This window comes from Thermomonas sp. XSG (genome assembly GCF_014678725.1).
GTDB lineage: Bacteria > Pseudomonadota > Gammaproteobacteria > Xanthomonadales > Xanthomonadaceae > Thermomonas.
In genome coordinates this window covers 2,275,691-2,292,108 of the sequence record NZ_CP061497.1, presented here as the reverse complement: position 1 = coordinate 2,292,108, position 16,418 = coordinate 2,275,691, and the positions used below count along the sequence as shown (strand labels likewise).

15 protein-coding genes are annotated in these 16,418 nt (G+C 70.4%); 2 read left to right on the top strand and 13 right to left on the bottom strand.

Annotated features, from left to right (window positions below):
* Positions 1-38 precede the first annotated feature (38 nt).
* Positions 39-935, bottom strand: coding sequence for a sigma-E factor negative regulatory protein (locus ICG51_RS10840; protein ID WP_190280373.1), 897 nt, complete (start codon positions 933-935; stop codon positions 39-41).
* 5 nt (positions 936-940) lie between these two features.
* On the bottom strand, positions 941-1,561 hold the full coding sequence (gene rpoE / locus ICG51_RS10835; RefSeq protein WP_190280372.1) for an RNA polymerase sigma factor RpoE: 621 nt from the start codon (positions 1,559-1,561) through the stop codon (positions 941-943).
* A gap of 167 nt (positions 1,562-1,728) precedes the next feature.
* Between rpoE and ICG51_RS10830 the strand changes: the two genes are divergently transcribed.
* Entirely contained in the window at positions 1,729-3,804 is a 2,076-nt protein-coding gene (locus tag ICG51_RS10830; protein ID WP_190280371.1) for a 3-hydroxyacyl-CoA dehydrogenase NAD-binding domain-containing protein, read from the top strand.
* A 40-nt stretch (positions 3,805-3,844) separates the two neighbouring features.
* Positions 3,845-4,234, top strand: coding sequence for a DUF1801 domain-containing protein (locus tag ICG51_RS10825; RefSeq protein ID WP_190280369.1), 390 nt, complete (start codon positions 3,845-3,847; stop codon positions 4,232-4,234).
* A 4-nt stretch (positions 4,235-4,238) separates the two neighbouring features.
* Here the strand turns inward: ICG51_RS10825 and ICG51_RS10820 are convergent, their stop codons facing one another.
* The 11 genes from ICG51_RS10820 to fabF form a co-directional block, all read right to left on the bottom strand.
* Complete coding sequence (locus ICG51_RS10820; protein ID WP_190280368.1) at positions 4,239-6,308, bottom strand: prolyl oligopeptidase family serine peptidase; 2,070 nt, start codon at positions 6,306-6,308, stop codon at positions 4,239-4,241.
* A gap of 25 nt (positions 6,309-6,333) precedes the next feature.
* Positions 6,334-8,157, bottom strand: a complete 1,824-nt coding sequence (locus ICG51_RS10815; RefSeq protein WP_190280367.1) for a hypothetical protein — start codon at positions 8,155-8,157, stop codon at positions 6,334-6,336.
* 10 nt (positions 8,158-8,167) lie between these two features.
* Entirely contained in the window at positions 8,168-9,076 is a 909-nt protein-coding gene (locus ICG51_RS10810) for an ATP-binding cassette domain-containing protein (protein WP_190280365.1), read from the bottom strand.
* A 92-nt stretch (positions 9,077-9,168) separates the two neighbouring features.
* The gene (locus tag ICG51_RS10805) at positions 9,169-9,579 is read right to left on the bottom strand and encodes a GntR family transcriptional regulator (protein WP_223809432.1); all 411 of its coding nucleotides are present in this window, start codon (positions 9,577-9,579) and stop codon (positions 9,169-9,171) included.
* Between the two features lie 242 nt (positions 9,580-9,821).
* On the bottom strand, positions 9,822-10,181 hold the full coding sequence (locus ICG51_RS10800; RefSeq protein ID WP_190280362.1) for a PilZ domain-containing protein: 360 nt from the start codon (positions 10,179-10,181) through the stop codon (positions 9,822-9,824).
* Positions 10,182-10,214: 33 nt separating this feature from the next.
* The gene (locus tag ICG51_RS10795) at positions 10,215-11,213 is read right to left on the bottom strand and encodes a DNA polymerase III subunit delta' (protein ID WP_190280361.1); all 999 of its coding nucleotides are present in this window, start codon (positions 11,211-11,213) and stop codon (positions 10,215-10,217) included.
* Positions 11,210-11,860, bottom strand: a complete 651-nt coding sequence (gene tmk, locus ICG51_RS10790; RefSeq protein ID WP_190280360.1) for a dTMP kinase — start codon at positions 11,858-11,860, stop codon at positions 11,210-11,212. The genes ICG51_RS10795 and tmk overlap by 4 nt, the downstream gene beginning before the upstream one ends.
* A gap of 2 nt (positions 11,861-11,862) precedes the next feature.
* Positions 11,863-12,915: an endolytic transglycosylase MltG gene (gene mltG, locus ICG51_RS10785; protein ID WP_190280359.1), complete on the bottom strand. Its 1,053-nt coding sequence runs from the start codon at positions 12,913-12,915 to the stop codon at positions 11,863-11,865.
* Positions 12,912-13,742, bottom strand: a complete 831-nt coding sequence (pabC, locus tag ICG51_RS10780) for an aminodeoxychorismate lyase (protein ID WP_223809431.1) — start codon at positions 13,740-13,742, stop codon at positions 12,912-12,914. Before pabC ends, mltG begins: the two co-directional genes overlap by 4 nt.
* Entirely contained in the window at positions 13,742-15,079 is a 1,338-nt protein-coding gene (locus tag ICG51_RS10775; protein ID WP_190280358.1) for an aminodeoxychorismate synthase component I, read from the bottom strand. Before ICG51_RS10775 ends, pabC begins: the two co-directional genes overlap by 1 nt.
* Positions 15,080-15,134: 55 nt before the next feature.
* Positions 15,135-16,373 (bottom strand): beta-ketoacyl-ACP synthase II, encoded by a 1,239-nt coding sequence (fabF, locus tag ICG51_RS10770; protein ID WP_190280357.1) that lies wholly within the window; start codon positions 16,371-16,373, stop codon positions 15,135-15,137.
* Between the last annotated feature and the right edge of the window lie 45 nt (positions 16,374-16,418).

Genomic DNA, 16,418 nt, shown 5'->3' with positions numbered 1-16,418 from the left:
AGGAGGCATGGCGCCGGGCGCGCCACGGGGCTGCACGGTCAGGGCTGCGGCTGGCCCTGCGCATCGGCGCCGGCGGCCGCTTGCGTGGAGGCCGCCTCGCCGGAAAGCAGCTTCGGCGGCGCGCCGAAGACCGGCGGGGCGAACGGATTGTCGGCACGCCGCGGGTGGTCGCCGAAGCCCACCGCAAGGCCGCCGCTGCCGGCGTACTGCGGCAGGATCGAACGTGGCCACGGACGGGTGACGATTTCGGCCTCGGGCAGGCCGCGGAATTCCGGGGCGGCGACATCGGACGTCGCCGGAGTGAGCGCGGCGATCTGCGCGTTGGCCTCGACTGCGGTCACGGTAGCCGCGACAGCGGCAGCCGGCCTGCTGCGCCGCGCCGGCTTGACGGACGCAGTGGCAGCGGCCGCCATCGAGGCAGCAGCCAGCATGTCCGACCCGCCGGCAGGGGCCGTCGGCAACTGCGGCGCAGGCTGCGACGGTGCCGGCTGCCCATGCAGCGGCGCGGCCGGAGTCGTCGCGGCCACCTGCGCAGGTGCGGCGGGCGACGCATCGTCCTCCAGCGCAGGCCGCCCCATCAGCGCCACCACCGCCAGCGCGGCGGCGAGCGCCCCCATGCCGGCGCCGCGTCGCAGCCATGCCGGCCTGGACGTCGCGGCGGCCGGTTCCGCCGCCACCTCGCCGCCATGCAGCGCCAAGGAAACACGGGAAGCGAAATCGCCCGGCAGGCGTCGGGCTGGCGCCATGCCGCGCATCACGTCGCTGGCGATGCGCCAGCGCTCCCAGTTGCCGGCCAGCTCGTCATCGTGCTGCAGGCGGCGCAGCAGGAAGCGGGTCTGGTCCTCCGGCAGCGCGCCGTCCATCAGCGCGGACAGCTGTTCGCGGCTGCTGAGCTGGGTGAGGTCGATGCAATGGCGGTCGGTATCGGTATTCATGGGCGTCATGAGGCGTGCGAACGCTTCGGGAGTTCATCCTGGTCCAGCAGGGGGCGCATGCGGGCGTCAATGGCCTCGCGGGCGCGGAAGATGCGCGAGCGCACCGTGCCGATCGGGCAGCCCATGCGTTCGGCGATCTCCTCGTAACTCATGCCTTCCACCTCGCGGAGGGTGATCGCATCGCGCAGGTCCTGCGGCAGGGCTTCGACCGCGGCCAGCACCGTTTGTTCCAGTTGCTGGCGCATCAGCTCGCGTTCGGGGGTGTCGTTGTCGCGCAGGCGCAGGCCGGATTCGAACTGCTCGGCATCCTCGATCTCGATGTCCTCGCCCGGCGGCCGGCGGCCATGCGATGCGAGATGGTTCTTGGCAGTGTTCACCGCGATCCGGTGCAGCCAGGTGGGGAACTGGGCATCGCCACGGAACCCGCCGATGGCGCGGTAGGCACGGATGAAGGTGTCCTGGGCCACGTCCTGCACCTCCGCCCAGTCATGCACGTAGCGAGAGATCACCGCGGCCACGCGATGCTGGTACTTACGCACCAGCAGATCGAAGGCTGCGGCATCGCCGCGCTGCACGCGGGCCACCAGGTCCTGATCCAGCGCTTGCGACACCCGATCCTCCGTCATCTGCGCCGTGGCCTCATGGTTGGGCCCGGTCGCCTCCGGGCGTTATGACAGCGATCCGCCGCGGAAGTTCCGCGGCCCTGCCCCGGACTTGCAGGCATTTAGACAAGTATTCAAGTTTTCGCGGGCTACGATAGCTGCTTCCCTGCTGACACACGGATGGCACGCCCATGGCCGACTCCTCCGCCAACGGTTTCGACGGACTCCGCCTTCGCCACTGGAAGCCGCAGCGCCGCGACGACGGCGTGCTGGTGCTGTGGTTCGACCGCGCCGACGCACCGGTCAACGCATTCTCGCAGGATGCCCTGATCGAGCTGGGCGATGCGCTGGAACGCATCGCCATCGAACCGCCCAAGGCGCTGGTGATCGCCTCCGGCAAAGCCAGCGGCTTCATCGCCGGCGCCGACCTCAAGGAGTTCCAGGAGTTCGACCGCCGCGGTACCGTCAACGACGCCATCCGCCGCGGCCAGGACGTGTTCCAGACGCTGGCCAGCCTGCCCTGTCCCACCGTCGCCGCCATCCACGGCTTCTGCATGGGGGGCGGCACCGAGATCTCGCTGGCCTGCCGCTACCGCGTGGCCAGCAGCGACGCTTCCACCCGCATCGGCCTGCCGGAAGTGCAGCTGGGCATCTTCCCCGGCTGGGGCGGCAGCGCCCGCCTGCCGCGGCTGGTCGGCGCGCCGGCCGCTATGGACATGATGCTGACCGGCCGCGCGTTGTCGGCCAAGGCTGCGCGCGGGATCGGACTGGTGGACAAGGTGGTGGAACCGGCGCAGCTGATCGACGCCGCCGCCACGCTGGCGCTGAGGGGCACGGTGCGTCCGTTCAAGCAGCGCGCGCTGGGCTGGCTGACCAACACCCTTCCCGCGCGCAAGCTGCTGGCGCCGCAGATGGCCAAGCAGGTCGCGCGCAAGGCACCGAAGGCGTTCTATCCGGCGCCCTATGCGCTGATCTCGACCTGGGAGCGCAGCGGCGGCGCAGGTATCCGCGCGCGCCTCGACGCCGAGCGTCGCGCCGTGGTGAAGCTGGCCGGCACCCCGACCGCGCGCAACCTGATCCGCATCTTCTTCCTGACCGAGCGGCTGAAGGCGCTGGGCAAGGGCGAACCCGGCATCGCCCGCGTGCACGTGGTCGGTGCCGGCGTGATGGGCGGCGACATCGCCGCGTTCGCCGCCTACAAGGGCTTCGAGGTGACGTTGCAGGACCGCGAGCAGCGCTTCATCGACGGCGCCCTGCAGCGCGCGCAGGCCCTGTTCGAGAAGAAGGTCAAGGACGAGAGCAAACGCCCGGCGGTGGCGGCACGGCTGAAGTCCGACCTGGACGGCGCCGGCGTGGCCGAGGCCGACCTCGTCATCGAAGCCATCATCGAAAACCCGGACGCCAAGCGCGACCTGTACCAGTCGGTGGAACCGCGCATGAAGGCGGACGCGCTGCTGACCACCAACACCTCGTCGATCCCGCTGGACGAACTGCGCCCGCACATCGCGCGCCCGGCACAGTTCGCCGGCCTGCACTACTTCAACCCGGTGGCGCAGATGCCGCTGGTGGAGATCATCCGCCACGACGGGATGGCCGCCGACACGGAACGACGCTTGGCGGCTTTCTGCAAGGCGCTGGGCAAGTTCCCGGTGCCGGTGGCGGGCACGCCGGGCTTCTTGGTCAACCGCGTGCTGTTCCCGTACATGCTCGAAGCCGCGACCGCCTATGCCGAGGGTATCCCCGGCCCGGCCATCGACAAGGCGGCCACCCGCTTCGGCATGCCGATGGGACCGATCGAACTGCTCGACACCGTGGGTCTGGACGTGGCCGCCAGCGTCGGTCGCGAACTGGCACCCTTCCTTGGTCTGGACGTGCCGGCAGCGCTGGCGACGGTCGAAGCCGGCAAGCGCGGCAAGAAGGACGGCCAGGGCCTCTACAAGTGGGAAAACGGCAAGGCGGTCAAACCCGAGCTGCCGGCCGGCTTTGTCGCGCCCGACGACCTGGAAGACCGCCTCATCCTGCCGCTGCTCAACGAAGCCGTGGCCTGCCTGCACAACGGCGTGGTCAGCGATGCCGACCTCCTCGATGCCGGCGTGATCTTCGGCACCGGCTTCGCACCGTTCCGCGGCGGCCCGATCCAGCACATCCGCGCCGCCGGCGCCGACGCGCTGCTGGCGCGGCTGCAGGCGCTGCAGGCGAAGTACGGCAACCGCTTCGCGCCGCGTGCCGGCTGGGACCACCCGGTGCTGCGCGAGCCGGTGGCCTGAGGGCTACAGTGGCGGCTGCCGACGCATCGACGGAGCCGCCATGCATCCCGACACACGCACCTACAACGATGCGCAGTCGCCGGACGACCGGGCGATCTGCGACCTGCTCGCCAACGAGATCGACCGCGCATTGCCAGAAGCCGGGAACAAGGTCTGGCACGCGCATCCGGTCTGGTTCCTCGACGGCAACCCGGTCGCCGGCTACAGCAAGCTGAAATCCTGCATCCGCCTGTTGTTCTGGAGCGGGCAATCCTTCGATGAGCCCGGCCTGCAACCCGAGGGCAGCTTCAAGGCCGCCGAGGCGCGCTACGGCTCCGTCGCCGAGGTGGACATCGCGGCCCTGCACCGCTGGCTGGGCAAGGCACGCGACATCCAGTGGGACTACAAGAACATCGTCAAACGCAAGGGCCGGCTGGAGCGGTTGAAGTGACCCGCTAGCGCGCGGGCCTGTTCGCGAAGCCCGTAAACTCCGGCCCGGCCAGCCGCAGGTTCCCACGCAGGTAGGCGCGCAGGCGCTGGCCCGGCGGATCCGGTTCCGGCCCACCGAGGTGACGCTGCAGCATCGTCTCCATCGCGAACAGATAGGCTTCGCGCGCGACCGGCGCTAGCGGCGAATGCCCGCCGCCCGGCTCCACCAGCAACGTGACCGGGCTGCCCTGCGCCTTCAGCGTTGCGACGTAGTGCGTCACCTCGCGGATCGCCACCGTGCGATCAGCGCCGCCGGCCATCACCAGCAGCGGGCGGCGCATCTTCGACGCGTTCGCCAGCGGCGACTGCGCATGCAGGCGTGCGAAGGTCGCCGGGTCGCCGGCATCCAGCGACAGCGCGCGCAGCGTCTGCTGCAGCGAGCGGTCCGGCAGGTCGCCCTGTTCCCCGGATGCGAGCAGCCAGCGCATCGCCCAGCCCAGGTCGGCGGGCGGCGCGCCGGCCACGCCCACCTTGAACAGCTCCGGCTGGAAGGTCAGCCCCAGCAGCGCGGAATAGCCGCCGAAGGAATGGCCGACGATGCCGACGCGCTGCGCGTCGCCGATGCCGCGGGCCAGCAGCCAGCGCACGCCCTCCTCGATGTCCTGCTGGACGCGGCCGTTGCCGTAATCGCCGTTCGACGCGAACGTGTAGGCGCGGCCATGACCGGTGGAGCCGCGGAAGTTCGACTGGAACACCACGTAACCGCGGTTGGCGAGGAACTGCGCCACGCCGTCGAAGCCGGGGCGGAAGTGGTTGATCGGCCCGCCGTGCACCTGGGCGATCAGCGGCGCCCGCGCCGGATCCACGCCGGGCGGCAGCAGCAGGAAGCCATGCACGCGCAGGCCATCGGAAGCGAGGTAGGACACAGCGAGCTTGCGCGCGAGCCGAGCCTCCGACGGCGGATGCGCGTTCCGCACCGGCTCGTCGAGGATGCGGCGAAGGCCGCCGCCGCGGGGATCGAACAGGTACCAGCGTGGATCACGCAAGGTCGCTGCGCGTTCCGACACCAGCCACGGCGACGAAGCGGCGCTGCCCGCCTGCACGGCGATGTCGCGGCCCGGTAAACGCCGTGCGATGGCGGCCACCACCGGCGCGGCAGCGCCGATGCCGTAAGTGGCGGCCACGGTGCTGCGATAGCTCGCCGCCAGCGGCAGCGAGGTACGCGGATCGAGCACCACCTCATCCAGATCGGCTTCACCGCGCGGGTCCTCGTGCAGGGTGTGCAGGCGGTCGTCCGCATCCAGTCGCAATACGCGGCGGAAATCGCCACCCGGATTGCCCTCCAACAGCAGCCCACCGGCGGGCAGGACGGCCAGCAGGCCGACCCGCTCCATCGGCCGCAGGCGCAGCACTTCGCGCAGCGCGCCATCGGGCCGTACGCGATGCAGCGCATCGTGGTCGCCCTCGAAACGCGCCAGCGCAACGATCCTCCCAGCGGCATCCAGCGCAACGTCATGCACCCAGCGCGGGTCCTCGCGCAGCACGCTGCGCTTTCCACCCACGTCCATGCGCACGATGCGCCAGCGCTCGTTGCCGCCGGCGCCGATGCGCTCGCGCATCAGCACCGCCGCAGGCCGCGAAGGATCCACCTTCATCAGCTGCCGCTGCTCCGCCCCGCCCAGCGGCACGCGCACGCCGGCACGACCTTCGGCCGACACAGTGGACAGCGAATCCGGAGCGCGCAGGAACAGCCAGCGCCCGTCGCGCGACCAGAGCAGCTGGCGTGCCTGGGTGCGCCCCACCAATATCCGCGCCTTGCCACCGGCAGTGGGCAGCAGCACCAAGCTGCGCGATTCGCCGTGCTCACGCAGCCACGCCACGAAATCGCCGGCGGGTGACAGCGTCACCGCCGACAAGGCGCGGGCGTCGAGGAAGTCGGTACGCGGCAGTTGCGGCGCGCGCGGCAATGCGCGCTGGACGGCGACGGCGGCGCGCAGCGCGTTGGCGGCGGTCGGCTCGCCCGCAGCGGCAACACCCGCTGCGAGGAACACCAGCGCGAGCAGGGTCAGCATCCCGCAGGTACGGAATTTCGTCATCTCGGTTCTCCGGCGGTGCCTGCGATCAGGCGGTGGCAGGCTGCGGATGCGCAGTCGGTGCGACCGGCAATGTTTCCCTCGGCGGCACCATCAGCCACAGGCTGGCCAGCGCCGGCACCCCGACAGCTCCGCAAAGCACCACCCACAACCAGCGCTGCCGCCTGGACAGCTGCAGGCGCGCAGCCAGCCAGAGCGCACCGAGCAGCGACAACCCACAGGACACCAGAGCCAGCCAGACCATCGCGCGCGGCACCGGCTGCGGGTCGGCGCGCAGCGGATCGCGACCGGCGTACAGTTCCTGCGCGCCCAGGCACAGCGTGCGCAGCACCGGTGACAGCCACCAGATACGCGTGGTGTAGGCCACCGGCAGGTCGAGGTTGAGCGTGCGGCGGGCCACTTCGCGCACCTGCCCGTTGCCGTCCACCCGCACCACCTGCTGGAACGGATGCTGGAGCTCTCCAGACCACGCGCCCCAAGTGTAGGTGAACGACACCAGGTAGCCGTCCAGCAGTTCGATCATGTCCACCCGGCTGAGATTGCCCACCGCGCCCGGCATCGGCACGCGCAGCAGCGGCTGCAGCAGGTCCACCCCGTTGCTCGCCTCGCGGCCCGGATAGAAGTAGGCGGCGCGGTCGCTGAGCGCCAGCAGGTTGTCACCGGCCGGCTCGGGCGGGCTGGCCATCACCTCGCCCTGCGGCAGGCGCACGCGCTCGAAGATGCGCTGCTGCCCGCTGTCGTACTGGTAGGCCGCATTGGCGTTGAACAGGTAGCCGCCGGCGTACTGCAGGGTCGGCGCGGGGAACGCGGCCAGATTGTCGCCCACGCCAAGCTCGCCGCGCGCACGTCCGTCCCGCGTGCCGTAACCGGTGAAGCGCATGCGGTCGTGGCTGAACACCCAGCGCAGGTGGCGCTCGCCGTCGTCGAACTCCATCGGCGCGACGTTGCCCAGCTCACCGCGCTTCGGCAGGCCACGCAGCGGATAGCGCGTGACCACGTCCGACAGCGCGATCTGCTCGCGCCACAGCGCGGCCTCGGGATCGCGACTGCCTGCCAGGCCCAGCAGCAGGATCTCCTTGCCTTCGGCGCGATCGGCCTCGATGTAGCCACCGGTCGGTGGCACCGGCATGTTGAGCGGATGGGTGCCGGCTATCGTCCAGCCCATTTCGACACCGAACCCCAGCATCCAGATCAGGAAGTACGCACCCGCCTGCACCGGCAGCGCGGTCGCGGCGGCGGCGGCGAAACTGCGCGGCATCGCCACCGGATCCGGACGGAACACCAGCGCCAGCAGCCCGGCCAGCGCTGCAAGCAGGGTCAGTTCCACCGCCAGCAGCGCGAGCCCGGAGGCCTGCGTGAACATCAGCAGGACCGGCAACACCACCACCGCGAACGAGTGCCGGCGGTTGGCGACCATCGCATAGCTGCCGGCCGCGTAGCCCACCAGTCCGACCAGCCACGCCGACAGCGGCAGCAGCCAGTGGCGCAGGTCCACCACGCGCGCGGTCAGCGTGTCCTGGTACAGCGCGACCAGCGCGATCGGCAGTGCGATGGCCGCCAGCAGCAGAGCGGCCGCCGCGCCGCCCAGCGCGCCGGCGATGCGCAGCCGGTGCAACGGCCGGTGCAGCAGGCTCAGCCACTGGTTCGGCCTGCGATAGCTGCCCATCTGGTACAGGCCGAGCAGCGTGCCGATCACGGCGTAGCTGATGCCGAAGATCTGGTAGACCTGCAGCGGCTGCTGGGCCAGATCGACGAGGCGGGTCAGGAAGCCGAGCAGGCCAGCGTGGACCAGCGCGGCTGCGGCGGTCCACAGGCGGAAGCGCAGCAGTTCGCTCTTGAAGAGATCGGTCATGTCGGTGTCCTCAGGCCGCGGCCGGGGCGGCATGGTGCTTGGCGAGAAAGGCGTTGACGGCGCGGTCCAGGCTGACCGGCATCGACTGCACCGTGCGTGCGCCGCTGGCGCGCAGGAACTGTTCGAACGCGTGGTCCTGGTCCAGCACCAGGTAGTGGTGCAGTCCGTCGAGGCGCTGCACTTCGAGCAGGCCCGGCACGGTGCGCGGATCGGGGCCCTTGAACGGCACGTCGGCCACCCAGTGGCTCACGCGCGCGGTGAACTCCTCCGGGGCCGACATGTGCCGCAGCTGCCCGCGCTCGAGGATGATGAGGTTGTCGGCAACCCGCTCGATCTCCTCCATCTGGTGCGAGCAATAGATCACCGTGCAGTCGTCGGCGGCGTTGCTGTACAGCAGCGACTCCAGGAAGGCGCGCTTGGCCACCACGTCCAGGCCCAGCGTCGGCTCGTCCAGCACCAGCAGCTCGGGTTTCTGGGCCAGCGCCAGCGCGAGGTTGAAGCCGGCGCGCTCGCCACGCGAAAGCTGGCCGACCTTCTGCTCCGGCAGCACGTGGTAGTGGCCGATCACGCCGTCGAACACCTGCTGGTTCCAGCGACCGTACTGGTGGCGCTGCATCGCCACCACCTGCGACACCCGCATCCATCCCGGCAGGGTGTGTTCTTCGTTGACGAAGCCGATCCGGGCGCGGTCCTGCGGCGTCAGCTGCTGGCTGTCCTTGCCGAGGATGCGCGCTTCGCCCGCGCTGGGCGGCATGAAGCCCAGCAGGATGCGGAACAACGTGGACTTGCCTGCGCCGTTGGCGCCGACGATGGCGTGGACCCGGCCGCGGGGAATCGCGAGGTCAAGCCGGTCCAGCGCCAGCTTGCGTCCGTAGCGCTTGGACAGCGCACGGGTTTCGATGATGGAATCGTTGGGCATGTGGGCATATCCGGATGGGCCGGCCGATCCGCGGATCGCTGTCCCCCTGCGCTGGGCGCAGACGGACGGCCCCACGGCGGCGATGGCGGGGGTCAGGCGGTCTTGCGGGGCACCAGCAGTTCGAAGGCGTCGGCGACCCGCGCCTGCACCTCGTCGGCTGCAAAGCCCAGCGGAATCACGTCGTTGACGAAGCGGCCGACGGCATCGTCCAGGCGGCGGTCCCGCTCGGCGTCGGACAATCGCTGGCGGGGTGCGGCGACGAACAGGCCCGTGCCCTGGCGCGATTCCAGCCAACCCTCGGTGGTCAGCTCGGCATAGGCCTTGGCGACGGTATTCGGATTGATCATCAGCTGCTGGGCAAGCCCGCGGACACTGGGCAGCTGGTTGCCGTGCGTGAGCTCGCCGGTGGCGATCTTCATGCGCACGGCATCGACGATCTGGCGGCCGATCGGGCGCGGATCGCCGGTGGCGACCTGGATCATCAGGGGGCTGGTTCGGGCCATCGACGCACCGTCCTATCTGTACTATTAGAAATAGTACAGCGCGAACAGCCAGCCGTCGTCAACCTGTCTGCGACGAAACGCCCCGGGTAGCGATGAAGCCGGACCGGACGCGGACCAGTGAGGGCATGCGGGACTGGACTGCACGCACGGCCTCGCGTTTCCGCAGGCAAGCATGCGCCGTCATCAGGGGCGTTCTTCAGCGCAGTGGGGCAGCCACGCCGTTCATCCAACCGAAGCCGCAGTTACATCGTTTGCGTTGGCTGGTCCGCGTTGAGGGTGCCGGCCAGGGTGGTTTCGATCTTGCCGCGCACCGCTTCCCCTTCCGCGGTATCGGCGAACTGCACGCCGATGCCGGCGGCACGGTTGCCCTGCGCGCCGGTGGGCGTCACCCATACCACCTTGCCGGCAACCGGCAGGCGCTCGGAGGAATCCGGCAGGGTCAGCAGCAGGAACACCTCATCGCCGATGAAGTAGCGGCGCGCGGTGGGCACGAAGATGCCGCCCTGGCGGATGAAGGGCATGTAGGCGTTGTACAGCGCCGCCTTGTCCTTGATCGCCAGCGACAGGATGCCCTGCCTCGCCCCACCGGTCGGATTGCTCATTCCCCGTTCCCTGTCAGTTGCCTGTCCCAAGCCTCAGCGCCATGCCAGCAGCGCTTCCGCCACCGCCAGATCCGCGCGCACCGTGGTGTGCAGCAGCTCGCGGGCGCGGTTAGCCGCGTCGAAGCGCGCGGCCAGCGTGCGGGTTGCGGCCGGATCGGTCAAGCCCGCCGCCTCGCGCAGCGCGAACTCTGCCAGATGACCCAAACGTTCCGCGGCGCGTCCGTCGGCCACCCAACGCTGGGCGACCTCGCTCGCCTCGGCCTGCCCGCGCATCAGCGCCTGCGCGTCCTTGACCGCGTCACGGCGCAGCGCCAGGCCATCCCCCGATGCCCACGCATCGGCCAGCCCCGGGTGTCCGCGCGCGGCATCCAGCGCCTCGCTGGCCAGAGCTTCCGGGTGGCCTCGCTGGCGCAGCCACTGCAGGGCCTCGTCGCGCGGCGGCAAGCGCAGCTCCAACCGCTGGCAACGGCTGCGGATGGTGGCGGGCAACCGCGCCGGGCTGGATGCCAGCAGCCACAGGTAACGCCCGGGTTGCGGCTCTTCCAGCGTCTTCAACAGCGCGTTGAAGGCGCTCCAGTTGATCGCATCGCAGGGGTCGACGATCACCACCTGCGCACCGCCGAGCTGCGCGGTCATGCCCATTTTTTCCGACAGCGCACGGATCTGCTCGATGACGATCTCGCTGCGCGGCTTGCCGGTCTTGTGGTTGATTTCGAAACCAAGGAAGCGCAGGTCCGGATGTGCGCTATGCCCCCACGGGTGCGCCGGCGTGCCGTCCGGGCGGACTTCCGGCGTTTCCATCTGCGCGCGCGAGGCGAACAGCGCGCAACTCCTGCAGGCGCCGCAGGCCTCGCCATCGGGGCGCGGCGACAGGCACAGCACGCGTCGGGCCAGGTGTTCGGCGAGCAGGCGCTTGCCGATCAGCGCCGGCCCGGTGATCAGCGTTGCGTGGCCGAAGTGCCCGGCTTCGATGGCGGCCGCCGCCTGCGTGTAGGCGCGCTGCTGCCAGGCCGAGAGCGGTGGAAGATTCATGCCAGCGCCTTGCGGTAGTCGGCCAGCACCGCCAGCGCGGCGGCGGCGACGGTGGCGGCGTCCGGGCTGGCATCGAGCACGCGGATGCGCTGCGGATGCGCTGTCGCACGCGCCAGGAAACCTTCGCGTACGCGCTCGAAGAAGTCGTCGCGCTCGCGCTCGATGCGGTCCGGCGAAGCGCCGCCCAACAGGTCGCGCCCGCGGGTGCGTTCGCGCGCGTGCGCCACGCCCAGGTCCAGCAGCAGGGTCAGGCCGGGCTCGATGCCGACCGCGCGCCGCTCGAGTTCGGCGATGAAGCCTTCATCCATGCCCCGCGCCGCGCCCTGGTAGGCGTAGCTGGAATCGGTGAAGCGATCGGAAATCACCCACGCGCCGCGCGCCAGCGCCGGCAGCACTACCCGCTGCACGTGCTGCGCGCGCGCGGCGAACATCAGCAGCAGTTCGGTATGCGGATGCACCGGTTCGTCGCCGGTGTCCAGTAGCAGGCCGCGGATGCGCTCGGCCAGCGGCGTGCCGCCCGGCTCGCGGGTGCAGACCACTTCGCAGCCATCGGCCAGCAGGGCGTCGCGAAGCGCCGACAGCACGGTGCTCTTGCCCGCACCCTCGCCGCCTTCGATGGTCAGCAGACGCGGCTTCGATTGCAGCATCGTCACTTCGGCGTGGCTCCTTCACGCTCGGCCTGGCGCTGCGCGCGGTAGCGCTGCACGTAGCCGCGCACCGCGCTGTTGTGTGCGTCCAGCGAGGCGCTGAACACATGCCGCCCGCTGCCATCGCCCACCGCGACGAAATACAGCGCATCGCCCGGCGCCGGATGCGTGGCCGCCTGCAGCGCCGCCTTGCCGGGCATGGCGATGGGCGTCGGCGGCAGGCCGTCGCGGGTGTAGGTGTTGTAGGGCGTATCGGTGGTCAGGTCGCTGCGGCGGATATTGCCGGTGTAGCTGGAGCCCATGCCGTAGATCACGGTGGGATCGGTCTGCAGGCGCATGCCGGTCTTCAGCCGGCGCACGAACACGCCGGCGATGGCCGGCCGCTCCTCGGCGATCCCGGTTTCCTTCTCGACGATCGAGGCCAGCGTCAGCGCCTGGTCGCGGTTGTCCAGCGGCAGGTCCGGTGCGCGCGATTTCCACGCCAGATCCAGCGCCTTGTCCATGTCGGCGTAGGCGCGCTTGAGGATGTCGAGGTCGGAGTCGCCGCGTACCCAGGCATAGGTTTCGGGCAGGAAGCGGCCCTCCGGATGCTGGCCGGCATGGCCCAGCGCCGCCATCAGCGCAGCGTCATCCATCTGCGCGGTCTTCTGCTCCAGCAGCGGCGCCTTGCGCAGCGCCGCCCGCAGGTCGCGGATGTTCCAGCCTTCGATGATGGTGAACATGCGCCGCACCACCTTGCCGTCGCGCATCGCCTGCAGCAGCGCCCGCGGCGAGGTGTCCTCCCGCAGCGCGTATTCGCCCACCTGCAGCCGGCCGGCGGCACCGGTCTGGCGCGCCAGCAGCTGCCAGTACAGGCGGTCGCCGGTGTCCACGCCCTGCGCCTGCAGCTTGCGCAGCACCTTGTCCAGGTTGTCGCCGCGCGCGACCACCAGCCCGGCGTCCGCCTGGATGCCGGGCAACGGCGCCTCGGCGAAGGTGCGTAAACGGTCCCAGTACCACGCCGCCACCGCCAGCACGGCCAGCAGCAGGATCAGCAGCGGCCGACGCGCCTTCATGCGCCCACCGCAGGATTGGAAAACATTGGATAGGCCATCGCCAGTCGCGCCTGCAGTTCGGTCAGCGCCGGGTGCGCCGCCCAGTTGCGCGCGCCCAGCAGGGAGACCGGCAGGATACCGCGCACGGCGTTGCAGAGCGCCAGTGCGGCGGCGTCCTCCACCTCACCTGGCGCCAGTTCGGCCTCCTCTACCAGTCCCTGCGCCAGCAGCCAGCCGCGCAGCACCCCGGCCACGCCGCAGCGGGCAACCGGCGGCGTCAGCCAGCGGCCATTACGATGCGCCAGCAGGTTGGCGGCAGTGGCACAGACCACGCGGCCTTCGGTGTCCCGCATCAGCCCTTCGTCGCAACCGGCGCGCTCGGCTTCGGCGCGCGCAAGCACCTGTTCAAGGCGATTGCAGTGCTTGATGCCGGCCAGCGCGGGCTGGATCGCCAACCGTGTGTCACAGGCATGCAGGCACAGGCCGCCGCTGGCGATCGGCGGCAGCGGATACAGCGCCAATGTCCACGCCGGCTGCGCATCGACCGGCGGCGCATAGCCGCGGCCACCGTCGCCCCGGGTGAGCAGCAGCTTGATCACGCCTGCATCGGCGCCGTCAATCATCTCGTCGATGCATGCCTCGATGAAGGCCGGATCGGGCAAGCCGATGCCAAGCCGTTGCGCGCCTTCGCGCAGCCGCGCGAGATGGCCCGGCCACAGCGGCAGTTCGCCGTCATGCACGCGCATGGTTTCGAACACGCCGTCGCCGTAGGCAAGGCCGCGATTGGCGACGGAAACGCCGTCCACGCGCGCAAGCCCGACGAACGCCGCGGATGCCATGGCGTTCATCACTCGACCCCCAGCGCCCGCAGCATGCCGCGTGCCTTGGCGCGGGTTTCCTCCAGCTCGCGGTGCGGATCGGAGTCGATCACGATGCCGGCGCCGGTGCGGAAGCGCAGGGTGTCGCCCTCCACCTCGGCACTGCGGATCAGGATGTTCAGGTCCATGTCGCCGTCGTGCCCCAGCCAACCCATCGCGCCGGTGTAGGCGCCGCGGCCCACGCCTTCCAGCTCGGCCACGATCTGCATGCAGCGCACCTTCGGGCAACCCGTGATCGTGCCGCCGGGGAACAGCGCGGCCAGCGCCTGCCCCGGCGTCACCTCCGCGCGCAGCTGGCCACGCACGTTGCTGACGATGTGGTGGACATGCGCATAGCTTTCCACCGTCATCAGCTCGTCCACCTGCACGCTGCCCGGCGCGCACACGCGGCCGAGGTCGTTGCGCTCCAAGTCCAGCAGCATGACGTGTTCAGCGCGCTCCTTGGGATGGCCCACCAGCTCGCGGATGCGCGCGGCATCGTCGTCGCCGGGGAAGCGTGCGCGGGTGCCGGCGATCGGGCGGGTTTCGGCAACGCCCGCGCGTACCGACAGCAACCGCTCCGGCGAAGCGCTGACCACGCTGCCCCACCCACTGTGGAACAGCCCCGCGAACGGCGCCGGATTGTGCTGGCGCAGGCGCTGGAACAGCGCGGCCGGATCCAACGGGCCCGCGAACCCGGCTTCCCAACCGCGCGAGAGGTTGGCCTGGAACACATCGCCGGCGGCGAGGTAGTCCAGCACACGCGCCACCCCATCGAGATAGCGCCGGGGCTCGTCTTCGTCGATGCGGATCGGCGGCGCCCATGCCGGCAGCGGCGGCAGGGCACGCGCCCGTTCGATGTCCGCTTGGATGCGCGGGAGCCATGCCTCGAAGCCGGCCTCGGCGGCAGCCCGGAGCCCGCCGCTGCTGCGATCACGCAGGACCACCGCCGGACAGCGCAGCGCGATGGCCACGGGCAGCCCGCCCGCCGCCTGCGGCAGCGCCAGCACCGGCTCCACCTGCGCCGCAAGCTCGTATCCCAGCAGCAGCGCCCAGCCGCCGGCCAACGGCAGACCGGCGCCGGTCGCGGCCGCCCGCCATTGCCGGTCGAGCACGTCGAAGAACCCGCCTGCGAGCGCTTCGCCCGACAGCGTGCGCGCCACTCCATCGCGATGCAGGGCGAAGCCCTCGCCGGCGTGGGCCAGCAGCAGGTCACGACGACCGTGCGCGCCGGTGGCGCTGGACTCCAGCAGCACCGGGTAGCGCGCCGGGTCGAGCCGGTGCAGGTCGAGCAGGTCGATGTCGGCAGGCAGGGTGGCGGCAGTCATTGGTGAAGTGCACCCTCCCCGGCCCTCCCCTGCCGTGCAAAGGAGGGCATGGGCGTCAGATCCGCTTGAACACCAGCGTGCCGTTGGTGCCACCGAAACCGAAGCCGTTGGACACCACCACGTCGATCTTCGCCTCGCGCGCCACGTTCGGTACGTAGTCCAGGTCGCAGCCCTCACCCGGGGTTTCCAGGTTGATGGTGGGCGGGATGATGCCGGTCTGCAGCGCCTTGATCGAATAGATCGCCTCCACCCCGCCGGCGGCACCTAGCAGGTGGCCGGTCATGGACTTGGTCGAGCTGACCATCGTCTTGTAGGCGTGGTCGCCCAGCGCACGCTTGATCGCCAGCGTCTCGGCCACGTCGCCGAGCGGGGTGCTGGTGCCGTGCGCGTTGAGGTAACCCACGTCCTCCGGGTTGATGCCGGCGTCACGGAAGGCCATCGCCATGCAGCGCGCGGGCCCCTCGCCGTTCTCGCTGGGTGCGGTCATGTGGAAGGCATCGGAAGTCGCACCGAAGCCGGCCAGCTCGCAGTAGATGCGGGCACCGCGGGCCTTGGCGTGCTCGTACTCCTCCAGCACCAGCACGCCGGCGCCATCGCCCAGCACGAAGCCGTCGCGGCCGGCGTCCCACGGGCGCGAGGCGCGGGCGGGATCGTCGTTGCGGGTGCTCATCGCCTTCATCGCGCAGAAGCCGCCCATCGAGGTCGGCGAGCTGCCGCGCTCGGCACCGCCGGCGAACATCACGTCGGCGTCGCCGTACTGGATCATGCGCATCGCCATGCCGATGCTGTGGTTCGAGGTGGCACAGGCGGAGACCGCCGAGAAGGTCGGCCCCTTGATCCCGGTCATCAGCGAGAGCTGGCCAGGGAGCATGTTGATGATGGTGCTGGGGATGTAGAACGGGCTGATCTTGCGCACCCCGCCCTCGTGCAGCTTGATGGCGGTTTCCTCGATGCCCCAGATCCCGCCGATGCCCGCGCCGATCAGCGCACCGATGCGCTCGGCATTGGCCTCGGTCACTTCCAGCCCGGCATCGTCCTTCGCCATCAGCGAGGCGGCGATGCCGTAGTGGATGAAGTGGTCCATCTTCTTCGCATCCTTCACGTTCACCCAGCGGGTGACGTCGAAGTCGCGGATCTCGCCGGCGATGCGGGTCGGGTAGGTGCTGGCATCGAAGCCTTCCACCATGCCGATGCCGGAGCGGCCGTTGACGATGCCATCCCAGTTGCCGGCCAGGTCGTGGCCCAGCGGCGAGACGATGCCCATGCCCGTGACCACCACGCGTCGCTTGCCCATCGCCTTCTCCTCCACGCTTCTCGTTACGTTCGATGCAAACACAGG